The following is a 20454-nucleotide window of genomic DNA, read 5'->3' as shown; positions in this document are numbered from 1 at the left end:
CATAATTGGATCTTCTTTTTATTTAGTTAAGAATTAATTTGATTAATTCTTTTTTCTTTTACTAATAAATTCTAAGGTTGCACTACCTGCTAATAATATTAATCCTAATAAAGCTTCAGCCAATACCGACTTACTACCAGTCTTAGGGAGAATGCTTCTTGCTTCAACATCCTTCTTATTTGCCGAGCTAAGAGTAACGTGACTATTAGTATTCTCAGTAATAGAAGACTTACTTGGAGTTGCTACTAGATCTGGAATAGTAGTGGTTGGTACATATCCTTCTGGAACATCTACCTTAACCCTGTCACCAGTATTATGATCTTCATCTGTCATTTTCACTACTTTGCCATTTTGATCTTGGTAGTTGATTACAACTTTAACTGGATCATTTTCTACAAGTGGAGTATCAGTGGCAGTTTTCTTTTTAACCACAATAATGGTAATTGGACTCATGTCGCTTGTTACTGTTACTTCTGGTAACTTATCGGCTGGAACATAACCTTCTGGGATATTGAACTCTACCTTATCTCCTGGCTGTTGTTCCTTGATATCAGTCTTAACTACTTTACCATCTTCAGTTTGGTAGATTACTACACTAGCTACCTTATTATTTGAAACTATTTCAGGAGTATCAGTGGCAGTTTCCTTTTTAACCACAATAATCTTAATTGGACTCATGTCGCTTGTTACTGTTACTTCTGGTAGCTTATCTACTGGTACATATCCTCCTGGAACATTAAACTCTACCTTATCTCCTGGTTGTTGTTCCTTTACATCAGTCTTAATTTCTTCTCCATCTTTGGTTTGGTAAATAACCACTGTAGCTACTGATTTTACCGGAGTTGTTTCTGGTGTACCTGTTGCTGTTTCTTTCTTAATTACAGTAATTGTAATTGGTTTCATATCACTGGTTACTGTAACATCTGGCAACTCATCTACTGGAACATAACCTTCTGGGACATTGAAGTCCACCTTATCTCCTGACTTTTGTTTCTTTACATCAGTCTTAACTTCTTTTCCATCTTTGGTTTGGTAAATAACTACTGTAGCTACTGATTTTGCTGGCTCACTAATTGCATCCCCCGTAGTTGATTTTTGATAAGTTACTATAACATTACTATCTTTAGTATCAGGATTTACTGTTACTTCATTAATTGAGTTAACCACTTTACCATCAATTGTTATTGTTGGTGTATAAACTACATTATTTGCAGTAATAGTATTTATTGGAATAGCCTTCCACGTATTATCATCAGTTTTCCATTCAATTGGTTCATCAACATAAGTTTGTTCACCATTTTGAGTGAAGGTTACTGTTTGAGGATCAACTTTTGGAATTAAATCTTGTGGTAATCCCTCAAAAGTAATAGTTCTAGTGATAGTCTTTGAATTATTAACAGCAGTTGGATTTACCTTAAATAAAATCATGTTACCACCATATGAAATCCCGCTGTTATCATAAGTAAAGGCTCCTAAGGTATAACCAGCTTGTTGAGTATTTGGTGCTACTGTCCACTTAAAGGAGTCCTTGAATGCTTGAACATCCTCTGGTGCATGATCTGACTTCAAATATTGGTCTAAGTTGGTCACATAGTCTAATGGTGATCCAACTTTATCACCAACTTTTACTTGATTGTCTGACTTAATTAATAAAGTACCATTTCCATAAGCAGGTAAAGTAGCTATGTCTTTTAAAGGAATATCATCACTTGAAGCCTTTAAAATAATTGGATCTTTACCAGGAAGAGTGACCTTAATGCTTGGATCGTTAGTTGGTGCTTCACTTATCCAATTACCGTCTTCATCTTTTTGAGTATTATATTCTGGTGCAACATTCCATTCAATCTTAGTTCCAGCTGGTAAAGTACCCAAATTTCCAATATAACTTGCTGGATCTGGAGTTTCAGTAACATTGTTAATACTACTGGTGTCACCTCCACCGTAGGTAAAATATGGTGTATCAGTAATGACTGGAGCAGTTGAACTTGGCTTTACGAAAATGGTTGCTACCTTATTCTTTGTACCAAACTCAGTTATATCTGTTGGAAAATAAGAATAGTCATCCATTTCAAAACCAAGCGATTGCAGCATATTAGTAATATCTTCTGAAATAGAATCACTGTTAGGCATTGGTTCTTCTTCATCATCATTTTTAACCTTCGCACCAATCCATTCATAGTGCGCAACTAAAGAGTTATCAGTAGTATTAATAATATTCAAACTGTTCTTAACTTGGTCTTGGTTTGCTTCTTGTTCAGCTTTTCTAACTAAGACAGGTACATTAACAGTAATGTCCTTTAATGGATATACGTCTTCACCTTGATCATTAGTTGTAGGATCAGCATTAAAGTCTTCATAGCTTAACTTAGCAGTACCTGAAGCATTTCCAATCTTTGAAACATCTGGTTTTTGAACCCAAGTTGCAGTAGTCTTTGGACTATTAGTATCAATTTGAGCTTCTTCTAATTGATCTGCAGTAAACATATTGTTTACATCTAAAGGAGGCATTTGACCTTGAGTAGTATAAACAGGTGCACTAGTCATAAGTTGTTCACTAGGTTGATCAGGATTTGAAGCAGAATTTGAAGATTGTTGCTCTACCTTTGATTCAGCAAGATTATTATCTAATCCTTCATTCTGGAACTCAGAAGCAGAAACTACATTAATATTTTTAGTTTCAATAGATTCACTGTTATTGTTAGTTACTTCACCACTGTCATTTGAAGAATTAGTATCTGCCAATACATCGTTGCTTCCTAATCCTAAGTAAATGCTTGTAGAAATAAGCACTGAAACAGCTCCGATACTTAATTTTCTAATTGCAAAACGGGCTTGTTTATCTACACTCTTTTTTCTATTTTTCATCCTTATCCTCCAAAATAAAATCACGACAGTTATATTATAACACTTCAGCGTTATGTTAAAGTATAAAATAATAATTAATCTAGAGAATGAGCCAAGAATTCTTGTTGTACTTTTGCAGCAGGTACTTTTTCAATGAAATTGTGTTTAACTCCAATTTCATCAAGATGTGATTTAATTTTATCCACATGTAGAGCAATTCCTATTACCATTGATTCAATATCAAATTTCTTTAAAATCAGCGATATTTCTACACCTTACCCACCTTTTCATTACTTGTATCTAAATTAACGCTATAAATCATATCTATTCTCCTATTATTCATCTTTATCTTCAGTTATATTTTATAACTGTCGTTTTACTATATCATTGTCTTATAAAAGTGCCTTTTAGAAAAAATAATCAGGCAACTCATTTGTTACCTGATTATTAGGCTCTATAATTTCTCCTGTTGATGGAATATCTTATGATATTCTATTGGCAGGATTTTTTGCATAAAGAAAGAAGCTATAGCCTCTCTAACTTAAAATCTTTCTTCAACCAATTCAATTAAGTTTTTTAGGAGTTGTGCTATGTCCTCTTTTAATGATGTATTAAATGACTTAACTTCTACTTACTCAAACAATTGTCTTGAAGGAGTTAATCGTAAGATTAAACAAATTGAACGTACTGCTTATGGTTATACTAATTTCAAACATTTATTAATCATAATCAGAATTAGGTTGGAACAAAATAGAGTAAAAGAAAACACTTATCCCACCTTAGAGATAAGTGTTTAAAAAACTATAACTAATAACGTCTTTTCTTTTTAGTTGTAGCTAGTACTATTAAACCGGTCAAACTCAAGGTAGCCAGCCCTAGCATTGAAAGTGCTACGGAATTCTTTTTACCTGTTTGAGGTAAAAGTTTTTCAGTATTTCTATATTTCTTAGGAACTACTTTAGATGAATTAGTTCTAGTAGAAACAAATGAATCTGAAGTTATGTTTCCTGATTTAACTGAAGTATCTTCATTTGATACCGGTACTTCAGGAGTTGGATCTGGATCCGGTGTTGGATTACTTAGTGTTGGTTTTTGAGGTACTTGTTTTTCAGGTATTTTTGGATTTGGAATATCGGGGATGTTTGTGTCTGGGGTAGGTACAATTGGAAGATCAGGTTGATCTAAAGGTTCATTAGGGATTCCGATTTCTGCAATTGGCTTATTAGGTTGTTCCAATGGAATACCTGGAATGCCTCCTTCAAATTTAGGAAGTTCTGGTTGTTCTAACGGAATGCCTGGAACACCACCAGTGAAAGCTGGAAGCTTATCTTGAACTAATGGTTCACCTGGGATTCCTTTTTTATCAGCTATCTTGGCAGGTACGTCAACGAATTCATTAGGCTTAGTATAAACTACTATAGTTTCAAGATTGCCATCAGGTAAGACTGTAGCATTTTCAGCTTTAGCAATCTTAGTATCAACATCGTAGCCATCTACTTCTGGTGATTTAACATCATCTTCATAAGAATCTACTGGTACAAACTTACCACCCTTCTTAATGAAGTGAATAGTTTGTACGACATCATCAGGATTCTTGTCTAAACCAACATAATGAATAGTCCAAGTTTGCTTAGTACTTTCCATTGGATCAGGTAAGTCAGTACCTGGTTGATCTTTTACGTAAGGTACATCAATTACATAGTCAATATCAGTATCATTTTCTCCTAACTTAGTATCTTGGTGAACCTTAGCAAATTCATCAGGATTGTAAAGGTTGTAGCCATTAACTTCAGGTGAAACTACATCTTCAAAATTGCTGGTTGGAACAAACTGATCACCCTTCTTCACAAAGTAAACAGTTTGAACCACTGATTTAGGATTATTATCGGTACCAACATAATTGATAGTTAAAGTAGCGCGGTGACTTTCAACTGGAGTATCAGTATCAACGAATTCATTAGGTTTAGTGTAAATTACCGTAGTTTCAAATTTACCATCAGTATTATCTTTACCTAAAACAGTATCTTGATGAGCAGTCTTAATATCAACATCATAGCCATCTACTTCTGGAGATTTAACATCTTCAAATTGCTTATCTGGAACATAACCTGAATCATGTACTTCATTAGTTACCTTATCAGTATAAACAGTACGGGTAAAGGTTACTTTTTGTTGTTTAGCTTCAGGATTATGATCTGTACCAACATAATTGATGGTCCAAGTAGCATGGCGTACAGTCCTTTCAGGAGTAGTATAACCATGAGTTAAATGAACTTCGAAAACATTTTTGGCATTATCGGCTTGATATTTATTGGATTCAAAGTTTTTAGATACAAATTTATAACCTTTATCCTCATAGTCCTTGATTTGTGTATCAACATCAGTAGGAAATTCAATTAATTCGCCAAACTTACCATTGGCAGCTTCACTCTTTAATGAAGTACCGGTTGTATCATCGATGTAAGTGATTTTCGCATTTTGATCATTTGCAGTATAAGTTACTGTCTTTTCAATGTTTTGATCACCAAAGTTAACTGTAATTGCATCGATTGCTGCAACATCAGGAGTATAACCGCTAATTTCTGGAGAATCCACTTTCGCAAAAGTTTGCGGAGTAACTGGATCCCAAATTACATCCTGGGTTACAAGATCCTTAGTTCCAATGCGTTTAAAGTTAATAGTCTGAACCTTATCAGGACTTGCAGTAGCACCATCCTTATAGATATAGTGAATGGTTTCAGTTACTGTACTATCATCTTCAACAGGTTTAGTCTCATGCTTCAAGTGAACTTCAAAGTTTTGATCAGTTTGATAGTCATTATCGTAAATTAAAGTACTTTGACCATCTTGAGACTTAGTCCCATCACTGACTAAGACATATCCTTGTTTCTTATATGCATTAATTCTATCTGCTGTAGAATAAGCTGCCGTTTCACCAGGTAAACCTTCAACTGAATCAGTTTGACCGATTTGTTTATTGTCAGTGTCATCAATGTAACTAATATTGATCTTTTGTTTACCAACAACAGTTAACTTAGCACTATTACTATCACCGGCATTGATGATTGAAGTGTGCTGCTCTACTTTATCAGGTGTTTGAGGAACGGCAGCAAGCATACTGAACAAAGCTAAAGTATTGGCATGGCCGCCTCCAGTAATAATACTGGTATTCTCGTGAGGAGTATCATATGTTACAGTAATAAAATAATTTGGAATTTGGGCATATCCACTGACCTTATTTGTTTTGGCATCTTGTAAGTTTTTAATAACTTTTACTGGAAAAATTTCTTTTGGATTTTCTGGATCATAATCTTGCCAAAACTCACTATTACCACCAGAAATGCTTGTAAGTTTGTAGCCTTTAAATGTTGGAACTCCCACTTCTGGTAGACCTTTTTCTAAAACGATATCGCCAACTATATCTCCAGTGATAGCATTGGTGTGATAGATTGCAATATCATTAATATTTTGGGGGCCTGATGATCCTAAATCTCTACCGTCAACACTAACATAATTAACAGTTCGTCCGAGTCTCAACTTCTTAAAGGATGTTGAATCCATCACAGCTTGAGACATATATGCGTTTTTCCCGACATCATTTTCAACACTTGGATCATAAGTATGTAAATGGATTTTCAAGCTTGATTTAGCTTTCAAACTATCAACAGTGGTAATGACTGCGGTAACTTGATCCCAATTATCTGGTTTATTCTTCCAAACGCGAGTAACCTTAGGGGAGCCTTCAGGAATAGCTTTCTCAAGCGCTGCTTTAGTTGGTTCATAATTACCATCTTTATCTTTAGTAAGTAAGGTGTCTAATGATTTACCAACATCGCCTGTGACATACCAATTAATGACATTTTCAGCGTTTTCTACGCCTTCAACTTCGACAGGACCTGTTAAGTGAGTATCAAATTGGCTCTTACCATCTTTTGTATTCGGTAATACAGTAACTGCAAAGATGTTTTTATCATCATGATCAGTATTATTGGTAATAGTTGAAGTCAATTCAAACTTATTTGAATCAGTATTTAAAGATGTCGCCTTATGACTTGGGTTGTTATTATCATCCAGGTTACCTGCCCCATTCGTATCTCCAGATAATTCTTGCTTAGCTACATCATCTTGTGCTGATGAAGATACTTGCTCATTAACTGGCTTGTTAACAACGGATGGATTAGTAGCATTATTATCTTTCTTTTCATTAGAAGTTACAGCGGGAGTTAGTTCTTTTCTTGACACAGTGTCACTTTCGCTGCTTGAACTATCCCTGTCTGAAGATAATTGCGAGTTACTTTCTTCAGTAACAGCTGGCTTATTATTGTCAGCAGCTTGAACTTTTTGTCCTTGGCTACCTAAAAATAAAGTACTTCCAATTAAGACTGAAGCTACACCAACACTAAATTTTCTGATCGAATAATGTCGATTTACTTCAGTTGTTATTAAATTATTTTTGTTGTTTTTTGTTTTGTTTTTGTATTTCAATTTATTCCTCCAAAAATATTTTTATCCTCTTTTCTATATATTAACACAATTCGTTATTTTTCAGCGTTTTAATATAGGAATAAAAGGCTCGATAATTTTTCCTGTTGATGGAATATTTTATGATATTCTATTGGCAGAATTTTTTGCATAAAAAAAGACCATAGCCTCTCTAACTTAAAATCCTTCTTCAACCAATTCAATTAAGTTTTTTAAGAGTTGTGCTATGTCCTCTTTTAATAAGTGTATTAAACGGCTTAACTTTTACTTACTCAGAGAGCCCTCTTTTTTTACTTAAATTCTTGTGCTAACCATTCTAAACTTAATTTAAACCAGCTAGCAGCATGAGGATTATTCTCCCATTCACTACCTTTTTCAACTACTTCGGGTCTAGCCAATGAAAAGCCGTGGAATCCTCGTTCATATAAGTGAGCCTCACATTTAACGTGATTTTCATTCAGTGCTTTGATGTATTCAATTGAATTTGAAATCAAAACAATTGGATCATCCCATGCCTGGAAAATAAATGTAGCTGGTGTTTCACGTGTAACACCTAAAGCTCCATCTAATAACTTCGGATCATCAGGCATTTTCTCAGTTTCACCCTCTGGTACTTCAAAACCAATCTGACTAATATTGATTAACGGATAACCTAAAATGGTCTTATTTGGTCTTACCTCTACTGGTTTATAGCCATATTTTTTTGCATACTCTAAACTATTAGCCATATAATTTGCACTACTTGCAACATGACCACCTGCTGAAAAGCCAATTGTCACAATCTTATTTGGATCAATGTGATACTTTTCCGCATTGTCACGATAATACTTAATTGTACTCAACACATCAAGCCCGGCATCTGGATAGATTTTGCCAGCATCCTGCACTAAATTATATTCCATCACTACGCTGTTAAAGCCGTGCGAATTATAAGCTAATGCGACAGGCTCACCTTCTCTTAGAGAAAGATGATCAAAACTTCCACCTGGAATCACAATCACTAATGGTCGTTTATTTTCAACCAATTTCGGATTTTCATCAAGAGTATAAGTATGAATTGTAAACTTTCGATTATTAAAATTAGTTAGACTTATGTTTTCTGTCTTCATTTTCTACCTCAACCTCATTGCTCATCCCTCTTGAAATCAAATATGTGGAAAGAGGAACAGTGAGCAAAACACCAATTAATGAATACAAAATTATTAATGCTTCATTGACAAATAATTTTTCGTTCACAACTTCTCCAAAGCTGTAACCTAAACGAAAATACCATAGAAATAATGACAAAAAGCTGCCGAACATCCCAAATAAAATTGTATTCATAGCTGTTCCTAAAACATCATTACCAACTGCAGTTCCACTCGCTTCAAGCTCATGCCGACTAATTTCAGGGTGATGACGCTTAATTTCAAGTAGACCTGAACTCATTGCAACAGCAGCTTCTGCAATTGCTCCAAGCGTTGAAAAAATCGCTACAGTTACGGCAATCATTGCATAACTGATTCCTGGCATTTGGGACAAACCAACTAGCACTTCACCGGCTTCCGGTCCAAGTCCTGCAGCTTGTGCCAACCATTGACAAGCTAAAATCAACAAACTAACAATTAAACAAACAATAAAAGCAGCAATAAATGAATTCTTAGCAACCTTATAGTCATGTGTTCCTAAATAAATAATTGTGACCAATTTCAAAGGTATAAAAATTAATGTAATAATCGCTACATCAATTCCCCATGAAATTAGCATTGCAACTAATATTAAAAGTAAGGTATTAATCAGCACACTAAAGAAACTTCTAATCCCAGTTTCTCCACCAACGATTGTCATCAAAACTGCTAAAACAATCACCAAAACTAAGAGTGTACTCATAATTTACCTCCTCTTTGGTCTCGTAATAATAGTAAACTGCATCCTGTCGCAAATACAACTGTTATGACTATACTGATAGCAGAAATCACGGTCTGCGTTGCTCCAAGCGATAATGTAAAGCCAAAGGCAGAACTTAAGCTGTTATTATCTCTTAGGTATAAAATCGTCATTGGCAAGGCTTCAGCGATAAAAATCAAAAGCAAAACATTAATTAATGGTCCCATAATTTCTTGTCCCATATTACGTCCACTATTAATCAATTCCTTTGGAGTAATATCTTTTTTCACTTTAATAACCTCATACAGGCTTGAAACAATGTCAGTAGCTTCATCCATTACTGCGCCAAGAACTCCTAACAGTGTTTGAGCAAGAAAGATTCCCCTTGGATCTTGTGTTGCATAGTCGCCTGTTTCATACTGCATTTCTGTTTCTCCAGTTAATTTCATAATGATATAACAGAGCAAAAAAGAAACAAAAACTCCGAGTATAGTAGCCAGCCAAGTAACTAACATTTTTTTATTAAAGCCTTGAACAATTAATAAACTGATGAAAGAAAAGATAATATCAGCTGCACCAAAGAGTAATATTATATACGCACCGTTCAACTTTACATCTAATAAAATTACCCCATAAAAAATTACCCAACTTAGGGCCATAGAAACAACTAATGCTATCGTGTGCCTACCGACTAAAGCAATCATCAAAGCAACAGTAATAGTCACTACCAAAACCAAAACCCAATCTCGCTTAGGATTCCCCAAAGCTAGCTTACCTTTTTTTATACTGACAAAAATTCTATCTCCTGCTCGATATTTTTGAGTTACAAGCTGAGACGGATAATAAACATTCTTTTCTACAAAAGTTTTTCCTTTATAAGGACCATCCAAAACTTTGACATGAATAGTTTGTTCACGAGTTTCATCCTGATTGTTATAGACATCCTTATTTTTTTCGACTAAACGATCTGCAATTTTGGCATCAGTAATTACAGCAATATTATCTTTTTGATAAATCCCTACTGCAAAATAAGTTGCAGCGGTTAGAGCTATACCAATAATTAAAGCTAGCAAAGCAAACAAATATCGCTTCTTAAACTTCATTTTTATCTCCTAAATATTTTTAATATAAAAGGCGACTATCAGTTAGTCGCCCTTTTATTTTATCAAAATAGCTTTTGCCACCAGTGCCTTTTTTGAGGCTGAAGCTGCATATCTGCTAAAGTTCGATGAACATTGCCAGTTGCACGTTTTTCTGCATTTTCACGAGCTTTTTTTAAAATTTCACTATGCAAATCTTCTTCAGATTTTTGAGAATCTTCTACAAGTTTCTTTCTTTTATCAGCCTGGCTTAAAGGAGCCTCTTCCTCTTCAGGATCTACAATTCCAGAAATATCCGGCATTGCCGCAATCTTTTCTAAATGATCATCCTTTTTAGGAGGATTTGATAATTGGTTCTTAATCAATTCTTTATTTTGCTGTTCAATTCTATTTAACTGTTTTTGTAAATTATCAATTGCTTCATTTTGAGTTGCAATTGTTTGTTGGAGAGCCCCTAAAAGTTTAGCAACTTGATGTGGATCCATCATTTCATTACTTTTTTCTGGCTTTTTAACTTTAACCTTGTCACTAACTGCATAAATTTGTCTAGCAGCTTCCTTTAAAGTCAAACCTTTTTGCTTTGACAATTTATAAAAAGCATCTAAATCTTCAATATCTTTTTGATGGTATAAGCGTGAACGCTGCTTGTTTCGCTCATAATAATTCTTATTGCCAGTAACCGTCTCAACAATTAAAGAATATTTACGAAGAGTAGCAACACTAATTCCCAACTTTTCCGCTACAGTAGATGGGGCGTCAAGTTCTATAAAATCATGCTTATTGCTAGTCATTCAATCCCACTCCTAAAAATAGATCTTAATCATGCTTGTGAAGTAAGTGTTTCTTGTGATTATATCTATCTTGACCAGCTTCGATCAAACGTGTAATCAACTCAGTATATGGAATTCCAGCTTCTTCAAATAGTTTTGGATACATACTAATATTAGTAAATCCAGGAAGTGCGTTAACTTCAGTTAAAACAACCTTACCATCTGGAGTAAGCATTGAGTCAATTCTAGCTAAACCAGAGCATTCAGTAACTTGGTAAACCTTTAAAGCATTTGATCTAACAGTTTGAACAATTTTATCTGGTAAATTGGCCGGAATTTGTAATTTAGAAGTTGATGAATTGTCGTACTTATTTTCATAAGTATAGAATGAGCCCTTAGCGTTAGTAATTTCACCAACACCGGCTACGATTGGTTCATCATTACCAAGTACAGCAGTTTCTACTTCAGTACCTGGAACTGTCTTTTCAACTAAAACTTTATCATCATACTTAAAGGCTTCATCAAGTGCCTTCTTGTATTCTTCAGCGTTTGTAACATGGCTAACACCAACAGATGAACCTTGGTTGGAAGGTTTTACAAATAAGTCCTCTCCAAGAGTTTCACTTACCTTGTTGTAATCCAACTTATCGTTACCTTTATCATCAAACTCAAAACGCTTAATTGAAATCCAATCAGCAACAGGAACACCCACTCTTTGAGCCAAGATCTTAGTAAATTCCTTATCCATAGTTACGGCAGCTGATAAAATGTCATCACCAACAAATGGTTTATCAAGAATTTTAAATAAACCTTGAAGACCACCATCTTCACCAAGATTACCGTGAACAATTGGGAAGAAAATATCAATTTCCGGTAAATCAGCAAGTTCAATTAAGTTTGAAATATTATTCACCTTATGAGGATTCTTTACCTTATAATTATGATCCTCTAACACTTTGAAACTTTCTTCTTCATCGGCAAAGTAGCCATCATTAGTAATCCAGATTGGGTGTACTTCAAACTTATCTTTATCTATCGCTTTATAAATGTTGTGACCTGAAACAATTGAAACTTCATATTCTGAAGAATTTCCGCCAAAAATTAAACCGACTTTTATCTTTTTAGTCATTTTTTTACCTCTTAATTATTGTTACCATCCTATAATTATACGCAATATTCTTAAGAAAAAACAAAATTACAATATATTTTTTATAATTAAATATCCATGATAAAGTATAATTAGGTAAATATAAAAAGGAAGTGCAAAAAACAATGCTTCTAAAAAGATTATCCATTACAACAATCATCAGTGTTGGAATTTTAACTACATTAAGTCCAAGTACATCGATTAAAGCGGCGAACTTTTCTAATGGTGAAATCACTCAAGTTCATCAGTTCCAAAAAGAGTACGCAAATTTAAGTAAGAAATCATATAATCAAAATAATCTCTATGAAGTTACTCCTAAATTAGGGCAAAACTTTAATGCTGGTAAACTTCAAAAGGATTATATCAGTGATCAATTATCATATATCAACTACTATCGTAGCTTATTTGGTCTTCAACCAATTACTGATGACAAGTTGGCCAATGATAGTGCTCAAACTACTGCAGCAGTTATGGCATCAATTAATGCCAATCCCTTTGTTAACCAACATGGTTTACCAAATGAGAAGAGGCCCAATTATATTAATAAGGGAACTTGGAAATTAGCTCAGGATACCTCTGAAACATCAAATTTAAACTTTAACGTTAATAATCAATCTGCTGGAGATGTGATCACTGACTTATTGACCGACCACTATAATTTAACTGGTTCAGATACTGGTCACCGTGCATGGCTTCTTTCAACCAGACTATCAACCACAGGAATTGGAGCTGCTTATGGTAGCAACGGCTATCGTTACTCTGTTCAAAAAGTACTTAATGTTGATGATCTTTTCAAACCAGCAAGTAAGGCTACAGTAGTTTACCCTAGCGTCGGTGTTTTTCCAGTTGAATTAAGTAAGGGTAAAAATGTTGCTTGGTCAATTTACTTATCTGATAAAATTTTTACTGGAGTACCGAAAGTTACTATTACTGATAAAGATACTAAGAAAACTTATACTGCAAAAAACGTTACTAACTATAGTAATTCAGGATTTGGTAATTTTAAGACAGTGATTACATATTTTCCTGGGAAGACACCAATTGTTGCAGGACACCAGTATCAGGTGAAGATTGGTAATTTATATAAATATACTTTCAAACTTTTTAAACAAAACACTAGTCTTAAAACTGAATCGGTTGAAGAAAAGGCTACAACTTATCAAAGGGCTTCCGAACAGCAAAATCCTCATGGGAACTCAGCTTTTTCAAACCAAAGTTCAAAATTATGGGCTTCTTTTAATCCAATAAATGAACAAACAAAAATCTATCAGTATTTTGATTCATTAAAGAAAAATCAATGGAATAATAATTTTTTTATTAAACGTTTCTTGAAGAATATTCCAATTCATTTCCAATAAGAAAAAAGGACAAATTTTCGCAATTTGAAAATTTGTCCTTTTATTTTATTCTTTTTTACAATACTTTTGACAAGAAATCCTTTGCTCTTTCACTAGTTGGATTAGCGAAAAATTCATTTGGCTTACCTTTTTCTTGTAAATAGCCATCGGCCATAAACCAAATTTCATCGGCCACTTCTCTAGCAAACCCCATTTCGTGAGTTACTACTACCATTGTCATTCCTGACTCGGCCAAATCTTGCATAGTCTTCAAAACTTCTCCAACCATTTCAGGATCAAGTGCACTAGTTGGCTCATCAAAAAGCATTACCTCAGGTTCCATTGCTAAGGCCCTGGCAATAGCCACACGTTGCTGTTGTCCACCGGATAAGCTACTTGGATATTGTTTTGCTCGATCAGCTAATCCAACCTTCTCAAGAAGTTCTAAGGCGGTCTTTTCAGCTTTAGGCTCACTAATTCCCTTTACCTGCATGGGAGCAAGTTTAATATTTTCAATGACATTCATATTAGGGAAAAGATTGAAGCTTTGGAATACCATCCCCATCTTTTCTCTTAGTTTGTCTAGTTCTTTACCATCTTTTAAATGAGCTAAGTCTGTTCCATCAAAAATAATTTGACCTGAAGTTGGTCTTTCAAGGACATTTAAACAACGTAAGAAAGTACTTTTACCAGAACCTGATGGACCGATAATACAGATTACTTGTCCTTTATCAACTTTAGCCGAAATATCTTTTAAGACTTCATTACTGCCAAAAGTCTTTTTAAGATGTTTAATTTCAATCATTGCTTTAGTCATTATGTTTCATCCGTTTCTCAAAGTGATTCAAAATTCTTGATAAAGTAAAGGTCAAAATAAAGTAAATGATCATCGCAACAAATAATGGTAACACTCCCTTATAAGTTGAGGTCTGGATCAATTGCGTTTGATACATCAATTCTGACACTCCAATTACTGATACCAAAGAACTATCTTTTAACAAAGTAATAAACTCATTTCCAAGAGCTGGCCAAATATTTTTCAAAGCTTGAGGAATAATGACGAAGCGGTAAGTCTTAGCCTGACTCAAACCAAGTGAACGTGCAGCTTCTGTCTGTCCTTTGGCAATTGAATTAATACCAGATCGAATATCTTCAGCAACATATGCACCTGAATTAAGTCCAATCGCAATTATACCTGCGACAATGGCTGATAAGTTTGAAATTAAGTAACCAACTCCGAAATATACGAATAAAATTTGAACCATTTGTGGAGTTCCACGAATAAATTCAATATAGGCAATAGCAATCCAGCGAATTGGCGTAATTTTAGAAAGACGCATTAATGCTAAAACTGTACCCAAAACTACCCCAATAAGTACTGAAAAGATCGTAATAACAATTGTGTACCAAATACCTTTAACAAAATATGGTGCATATTTCAGCATAGTATTTGACTGCTTTTCAGTTTTCATATACTTAGCAGCTTCTGGTAAATATTTCTTATTAATTAAATCTTCTTTTTTAACACGATCAATAGTCTTGTTTACTGCCCTAACCAGGCCGTCTTGACCCTTAGCAATTGCAACTGCATTACCTGATTGAGATTCTTTCAAATTAGATCTCACTGCTAGTAAGTTGCTGTTATTTTGTGCATAAGCTTTAGCAATTAATTCTTCTACAACCACACCAGCAACTTTTCCTGATTGTAATGCTAAAACAAGGTTGTTGATCTTTCCAAGGCCTTTTACCTTTGAATCTTTCATTTGAGATTCAACCAACTGATATTGTATACTACCTGTTTGCGCACCAACTGTTTGGCCTTTAAAGTCATTAATATTGCGATATTTATTGCGGTCACGCTTATTAATTAAAAAGTATTCGCCACTTGGACGGTAATAAATCTTTGAAAAATCAACACTCTTTTTTCTTTCTGGATTTGGTGTCATGGCTGAAATAACCATATCAATCTTGCCAGTTTCTAAGGCTACAAGAAGTGAGTCAAAGCTCATATTCTTAACCACTAACTTGGCATCCAAATCTTTAGCAATATCTTTTGCTAATTCAATATCGACCCCAACATACTTAGTCTCACCATTTTCATTTGTAGTAAATTCCAATGGCGGATAATCCGCTGAGGTTCCTACAACTAGAGTTTTTGTTTTCTTAATCTTCTTTAAAACAGCACCTTCTGCAACCTTTTTATCATTTGAACTCGCAGCTTGAATATTGGTACTAAATGAAAAAAGCATCGAAAATATCATTAGCAATGTCATGAGCATTGCCATTAACTTGGTTTTCTTCATATTTCCACCCATACATTAAAAAATAATTAAACTATTTAACTAGTATACTTGATTATATAAAAAGAATCTAGCTTTCATCGCTAGATTCTTACAATTTTTATCTTAATTCGGGGTAGTTAATTGCCATGGAATTGCACATACAACGTACATGATGACTCCGACAATTACAAATTCTAAGAAGATACTACTACCAATCTCTAACCAGTAACCAACATCACCTAATAAAAGGCTCTCTAAATTAAAGGCCACAGGAATAAATGCCAAAATTCCAAAGATTAAAATCATCCAGAATCCACTCCACATCCCTGCTGCAGTAGTATCATGAATTACTGCTTTTACACTTGTCCTCGTCTTCATATCTTGAATTAAAGATATGAGTGAAACAATTGAAATAATCACAATTAAAATATTGACTATTAACAGTAAAATTGAAATATTTGCTCCTAAAGTAACCACATTTAAGTCAAAGGCTTTAATGACTGCATATGGAGCATTATCTTTTTCTTTATTTAATTTTTGCCGGACAACCTGTGCATCAGTCGACGCACCCTTATCAATATTTTTATTGATGTCATCCAAAATTTGCTTAGCCAATTCTAAATTGCTTACCTTAATCCCGTGGATACCTAAAGTATAATCAATTACATGATCAGCAATTGGCTCGGTCTGTTGAATAGTCAGTAAATTAGAATCTCCTTCACTTTTAGCGCCAATTAAATCCGCTAAACGATCAAAGTGTCCATTAACTTGACGCACAATTACAGCCCGATTATTGCTAGAGCGAATTTGTCCTTTCATAAAAAAAGGATTCAAAAAAGTCACTGTAATCATCATCAAAGTAACAATGACAAAAATCACAAAAGCAAGAATTCGCTTATAACGAGTACTTTGCTCTTGATCCATTCGTCTTAAATTGGCCCGTGAGCCATTAACCATAGACTCTCCCCTTTATTAGCTGATAATTTCTTTGTCCTCATCAAACATGGAGTCAATTGCCGCGTGGACTTTTTCCATATCAGCCGATTCAATAATATCGTGCCCATCTTTTAAGGCCTGTTTAATTTCTGCTGGGTCACAGTGGCAGAAACTAAACATTAATGAACTAGTAGCATAATCTGCTAATTGTTCTGCAGTTAAATTATATTTCTTTCGCTCATGATATAGGCGACCAAGACCGATTGAGATGAAAGAAATACCACTTTCAAGCTCATTCTTAGGAATATTAACATCATCAAACAAATGAATCTTGTTAATCCATTCAAAAAGCATAACTCCCCAACTATCGAGGGTATCATTATTAGTGAAGGCCTGAGAAATGATTCTCTCTAAACCTTCATCATTTATGCCCAAAATACCTATCGTATAAATGAATGCCTTCATATGGGCATATGAAGATGATTGCATAATTTGATCATAGCTGTCAACTTGTGATCCAAGCGTAGTAAATAAGTTGAGTACAATATCATTAATTAATTTGGATTTATGTGGGTAATATGATTGAAGCAAAGATTTTGAAATATTTGATTTTTCCGCAATCATTTGTAAAGACACATTATCCATTCCGTTCTCTCTAATTAAACGAAAAGTATTACCAAGTATTACTCGGCGTCTCGCCATATTTTTACGTCTTGCCATTCTTTTTCTCCCAAAAAATTCACAATATAAAATAACTTAAAGTTATTATATCAGTGATAACACATTATATGAATGGAAAAAATTCAATTATCAGATAAAAAAATCCTCAAAATTTGAGGATCCTTGTATATTCAGACCAAATCTATGCTGAACTACTTTAATCGATTTTGTTCATCAAAAATTTGGTGAATTGAACGATCGTTGTAAACATAATCGATACCACGTGCAAGTAATTGATCAACAGAAATTCTAACCATTCTGTCAGGATAATGATTATGCTTGATAGTATCTGTTACTACGATTTGTTCTACTGGTAATTCATTAAGTACCTCAATAGCATTCTTTGATAAAAGAGCATGAGTAGCAGCAACATAAACCTTTTTAGCACCAGCTGCTAAAACTGACTTAGTAGAAGCTGCAATACGTGAACCTGTATCAATTAAATCATCAACAATGATACATTTCTTGCCTTTAACATCCCCGATCATATCATGAACTTCAGTATCGTAACGCGCTCCGCGTTGATCTACAATAGCAATTGGAGCGTCAAAATATTGACCAAAATTACGTGCAAGCTTTGCACCAGAGTGATCAGGTGAAACAACTACTACATCATCTTCACTCTTGTCGGCAATACCATTGTCTAAGAAGTATTGTGCAAGTAATGGCATTGCATGTAAGTGATCAACAGGAACATTGTAGAAACCTTGAATTTGTGAAGCATGTAAATCTACAGCGATCAAACGATCCATTCCAGTTAATTGAAGTAAGTTGGCAATCAACTTAGCAGTAATTGGCTCACGTGAACGAGTCTTGGTATCTGAACGTGAGTATGCCAAATATGGAATCACGACGTTAACACGGTGAGCTGAAGCACGGTGAAGTGCGTCTAAGACAATTTCAAGTTCCATAAAGTTTTCGTTAACTGGATCTTGAATTGACTGAATTACGAAAACATCGCAACCTCTGATAGATTCACCAATATTTACTTGAATTTCACCATCACTAAAGTGATGTACTGCAGTTTCAATTAATGGTCGACCTAAGAATGATGCGATTTTTTCATTTAATGTTGGATTACCGCCTAAGCCAATAACTTTCATTGGATGCAATAATTCATGAATTTCTTCCTTGTTCATAACTACCTCTTCTGAAATTAATATTATTCACATTTCTATTATATACAAAAAGTCCTAAATTTGTTTATAAAAAAGAAGGTCAATTGCTTAAAAAATCATTTATATCAATATTCTTTAATAAAGATACAAAAAACCGCTTCTTTACGAAACGGTTTTTACTAATTTTATCTAAGCTGTTATTAAACATATCTAATTACACTTTATTGTAGGTTCATCTAAAAGTTTATTATTTACAAAATTCTTTAATCAAATCCAATAATTTCAAACTTTTAACAGTGTAACTATCATGCGTCTGTCTTGGCATCAAAATCAAACGACCATTTTGCATTAATTGACTATACCAACGAACATGTTCAACTTTAACCCAATCTTTTTCTCCAACAACACATAAGGTTGGCGTAACGATCTTTTTCAAACTGTCTTCTGACATAAAGCTTTCAGTAAGCTCAACTCGACTATCTCGATCAAGTCTCAAAAAGCGGTGAAAACCTTCAGTCAAATAATGATACGGTCTAATTCCAGCACCATTAACAAAAACACCAGCAACAATCATTTTCTTGAAAAGATGTGGGTAGCGACTTGCAAGCATCATAGCAACTAGACCACCTGCATCAAAACCAAAGCAGTAACATCCTTCAATTCCAAGTTGCTCAATAAATGTATGAACATCTTCTACTTCTGTTTGATAATGTTCAGCACCATCCCCTGCACTCAGTCCGTGACCTCTCATATCAAGAACATAAACCGTATAATACAGTGACAATGGTGCTACAATCTTATCAAACATCCCACCATCTAAATGGTGACCATGTAAGAGTAAAAGCGGTGCACCCTTACCTAATTTATGATAATAGAGATCTACTCCATTAACGTTCTCTTTCATTGTTGTTCCCTTCATCAACGCCGATTAAATTTCTATTGCTGTGTCCAGTATTTTTCTTTCGTTCATTAAGCAAACTTGAAACAATTAATTTCCAAACAATATAGTTGGCCTTAAAATTATCAGGCACCATCTTCAAGTTGAAATTATGAACCATACTATCTTCTCTTTGCCAATAGTGGTACAAAGAAGTACTGTCACAATAGAAACCATTTGTTAGTGAAAGATATTTGACATTAAAGATTTGATCTTCCATAAAAGCTAGTTTCTTCACAAAATGAAGATTATATTTTCTAACTACTGAAGTTTTATAGCCCTTATTCCAAGTATAGCCTTTAACCGGCGAAACAAATGCTTTGTTAAAAAATAAGGATCCCATAAGATTTACGATTTGACGATATGTTTGTACCTTAGTAAGTGACTCTTGCATTTTTACCTTAGTTGCTGGAATCGAGTTAGCTTTTCCTTCGTAATCTATCCAGAATCCACAACATACCATTGCTACGTCAGGATGATTGTGAAAAGCGCGCACAAAAAAAGCAGTATAATCTGGATCCACCCAATCATCTCCATCATGGAAAGTAAAATAAGGTGTATCTACATTATCCATTCCAACATTACGTGCATCTGAAAGGCCACCATTTTCTTTGTTAATAATTCTAAAATAACGAAACTTATCACGATAACTTTCAGCGATTTCTCTTGTTTTGTCCTTGGAACCATCGTTAACAATCAGTAATTTGAAATTAGAATCGGCCTGCTTAGATAAATGATCTAAAGCTCTAGCCAAATATTTTTCCATATTGTAAACTGGCATAATTACAGTTAATTCAGGTTGATTCAACATATACTTTCCCCCATATGAGTTCTATTATACCATCTTCATGAATCTAGATACATTTTGACTATTTTTAAGCTTTTACAAAATCCTTAAAATTTAATCTAAGCTTT

General features: G+C 34.2%; 15 protein-coding genes and 1 pseudogene. 2 read left to right on the top strand and 14 right to left on the bottom strand.

Going from position 1 to position 20454, the window contains the following annotated elements; translation table 11 throughout:
- Positions 1-42: 42 nt before the first annotated feature.
- Positions 43-2865, bottom strand: coding sequence for a YSIRK-type signal peptide-containing protein (locus NFR82_RS02450; RefSeq protein WP_251716561.1), 2823 nt, complete (start codon positions 2863-2865; stop codon positions 43-45).
- Positions 2866-3452: 587 nt separating this feature from the next.
- Here NFR82_RS02450 and NFR82_RS02445 point away from each other — a divergent pair.
- Positions 3453-3641: pseudogene (locus NFR82_RS02445) on the top strand (transposase); the annotation flags it as partial.
- A gap of 10 nt (positions 3642-3651) precedes the next feature.
- Here the strand turns inward: NFR82_RS02445 and NFR82_RS02440 are convergent.
- The 6 genes from NFR82_RS02440 to NFR82_RS02415 form a co-directional block, all read right to left on the bottom strand.
- Entirely contained in the window at positions 3652-7329 is a 3678-nt protein-coding gene (locus NFR82_RS02440) for a mucin-binding protein (RefSeq protein ID WP_251716560.1), read from the bottom strand.
- 287 nt (positions 7330-7616) lie between these two features.
- A complete protein-coding gene (locus NFR82_RS02435) occupies positions 7617-8435 on the bottom strand; it encodes an alpha/beta hydrolase (RefSeq protein ID WP_251716559.1) in 819 nt (272 codons plus the stop codon).
- Positions 8407-9195, bottom strand: a complete 789-nt coding sequence (locus NFR82_RS02430) for a YibE/F family protein (protein ID WP_251716558.1) — start codon at positions 9193-9195, stop codon at positions 8407-8409. The genes NFR82_RS02435 and NFR82_RS02430 overlap by 29 nt, the downstream gene beginning before the upstream one ends.
- On the bottom strand, positions 9192-10301 hold the full coding sequence (locus NFR82_RS02425; RefSeq protein ID WP_251716598.1) for a YibE/F family protein: 1110 nt from the start codon (positions 10299-10301) through the stop codon (positions 9192-9194). The genes NFR82_RS02430 and NFR82_RS02425 overlap by 4 nt, the downstream gene beginning before the upstream one ends.
- A gap of 56 nt (positions 10302-10357) precedes the next feature.
- Positions 10358-11083: a helix-turn-helix domain-containing protein gene (locus NFR82_RS02420; RefSeq protein WP_251716557.1), complete on the bottom strand. Its 726-nt coding sequence runs from the start codon at positions 11081-11083 to the stop codon at positions 10358-10360.
- Between the two features lie 25 nt (positions 11084-11108).
- Positions 11109-12191, bottom strand: a complete 1083-nt coding sequence (locus NFR82_RS02415) for a D-alanine--D-alanine ligase family protein (RefSeq protein ID WP_251716556.1) — start codon at positions 12189-12191, stop codon at positions 11109-11111.
- Positions 12192-12334: 143 nt separating this feature from the next.
- Here NFR82_RS02415 and NFR82_RS02410 point away from each other — a divergent pair, with 143 nt between their 5' ends.
- A complete protein-coding gene (locus NFR82_RS02410; RefSeq protein WP_251716555.1) occupies positions 12335-13567 on the top strand; it encodes a CAP domain-containing protein in 1233 nt (410 codons plus the stop codon).
- 55 nt (positions 13568-13622) lie between these two features.
- On the opposite strand, the gene NFR82_RS02405 is transcribed toward NFR82_RS02410, so the two are convergent.
- From NFR82_RS02405 to NFR82_RS02375, 7 genes are all read right to left on the bottom strand, one after another.
- Positions 13623-14363, bottom strand: a complete 741-nt coding sequence (locus NFR82_RS02405) for an amino acid ABC transporter ATP-binding protein (RefSeq protein ID WP_277612419.1) — start codon at positions 14361-14363, stop codon at positions 13623-13625.
- The gene (locus NFR82_RS02400) at positions 14356-15849 is read right to left on the bottom strand and encodes an ABC transporter substrate-binding protein/permease (RefSeq protein ID WP_251716554.1); all 1494 of its coding nucleotides are present in this window, start codon (positions 15847-15849) and stop codon (positions 14356-14358) included. Before NFR82_RS02400 ends, NFR82_RS02405 begins: the two co-directional genes overlap by 8 nt.
- Before the next feature lie 102 nt (positions 15850-15951).
- On the bottom strand, positions 15952-16785 hold the full coding sequence (locus NFR82_RS02395; RefSeq protein WP_251716553.1) for a hypothetical protein: 834 nt from the start codon (positions 16783-16785) through the stop codon (positions 15952-15954).
- A 15-nt stretch (positions 16786-16800) separates the two neighbouring features.
- Complete coding sequence (locus NFR82_RS02390) at positions 16801-17484, bottom strand: TetR/AcrR family transcriptional regulator (RefSeq protein WP_251716552.1); 684 nt, start codon at positions 17482-17484, stop codon at positions 16801-16803.
- A gap of 152 nt (positions 17485-17636) precedes the next feature.
- Positions 17637-18623, bottom strand: a complete 987-nt coding sequence (locus NFR82_RS02385) for a ribose-phosphate diphosphokinase (protein WP_251716551.1) — start codon at positions 18621-18623, stop codon at positions 17637-17639.
- 226 nt (positions 18624-18849) lie between these two features.
- Positions 18850-19506 carry an alpha/beta fold hydrolase gene (locus NFR82_RS02380; protein WP_251716550.1) on the bottom strand — a complete coding sequence of 219 codons (657 nt, stop codon included), beginning with the start codon at positions 19504-19506 and terminating at the stop codon, positions 18850-18852.
- The gene (locus NFR82_RS02375; protein WP_251716549.1) at positions 19490-20350 is read right to left on the bottom strand and encodes a glycosyltransferase family A protein; all 861 of its coding nucleotides are present in this window, start codon (positions 20348-20350) and stop codon (positions 19490-19492) included. The genes NFR82_RS02380 and NFR82_RS02375 overlap by 17 nt, the downstream gene beginning before the upstream one ends.
- Positions 20351-20454: the final 104 nt, after the last annotated feature.

It is taken from the genome of Lactobacillus agrestimuris, assembly GCF_943193025.1.
Classification (GTDB): domain Bacteria; phylum Bacillota; class Bacilli; order Lactobacillales; family Lactobacillaceae; genus Lactobacillus; species Lactobacillus agrestimuris.
This window is presented reverse-complemented; position numbering and strand designations above follow the sequence as displayed.

Excerpts from the sequence above, each read along its gene's own strand:
- NFR82_RS02450 (WP_251716561.1), bottom strand. The coding sequence starts at position 2,865 with ATGAAAAATAGAAAAAAGAGTGTAGATAAACAAGCCCGTTTTGCAATT.
- NFR82_RS02435 (WP_251716559.1), bottom strand. The coding sequence starts at position 8,435 with ATGAAGACAGAAAACATAAGTCTAACTAATTTTAATAATCGAAAGTTT.
- NFR82_RS02430 (WP_251716558.1), bottom strand. The coding sequence starts at position 9,195 with ATGAGTACACTCTTAGTTTTGGTGATTGTTTTAGCAGTTTTGATGACA.
- NFR82_RS02420 (WP_251716557.1), bottom strand. The coding sequence starts at position 11,083 with ATGACTAGCAATAAGCATGATTTTATAGAACTTGACGCCCCATCTACT.
- NFR82_RS02415 (WP_251716556.1), bottom strand. The coding sequence starts at position 12,191 with ATGACTAAAAAGATAAAAGTCGGTTTAATTTTTGGCGGAAATTCTTCA.
- NFR82_RS02410 (WP_251716555.1), top strand. The coding sequence starts at position 12,335 with ATGCTTCTAAAAAGATTATCCATTACAACAATCATCAGTGTTGGAATT.
- NFR82_RS02405 (WP_277612419.1), bottom strand. The coding sequence starts at position 14,363 with ATGACTAAAGCAATGATTGAAATTAAACATCTTAAAAAGACTTTTGGC.
- NFR82_RS02400 (WP_251716554.1), bottom strand. The coding sequence starts at position 15,849 with ATGAAGAAAACCAAGTTAATGGCAATGCTCATGACATTGCTAATGATA.
- NFR82_RS02395 (WP_251716553.1), bottom strand. The coding sequence starts at position 16,785 with ATGGTTAATGGCTCACGGGCCAATTTAAGACGAATGGATCAAGAGCAA.
- NFR82_RS02390 (WP_251716552.1), bottom strand. The coding sequence starts at position 17,484 with ATGGCAAGACGTAAAAATATGGCGAGACGCCGAGTAATACTTGGTAAT.
- NFR82_RS02385 (WP_251716551.1), bottom strand. The coding sequence starts at position 18,623 with ATGAACAAGGAAGAAATTCATGAATTATTGCATCCAATGAAAGTTATT.
- NFR82_RS02380 (WP_251716550.1), bottom strand. The coding sequence starts at position 19,506 with ATGAAAGAGAACGTTAATGGAGTAGATCTCTATTATCATAAATTAGGT.
- NFR82_RS02375 (WP_251716549.1), bottom strand. The coding sequence starts at position 20,350 with ATGTTGAATCAACCTGAATTAACTGTAATTATGCCAGTTTACAATATG.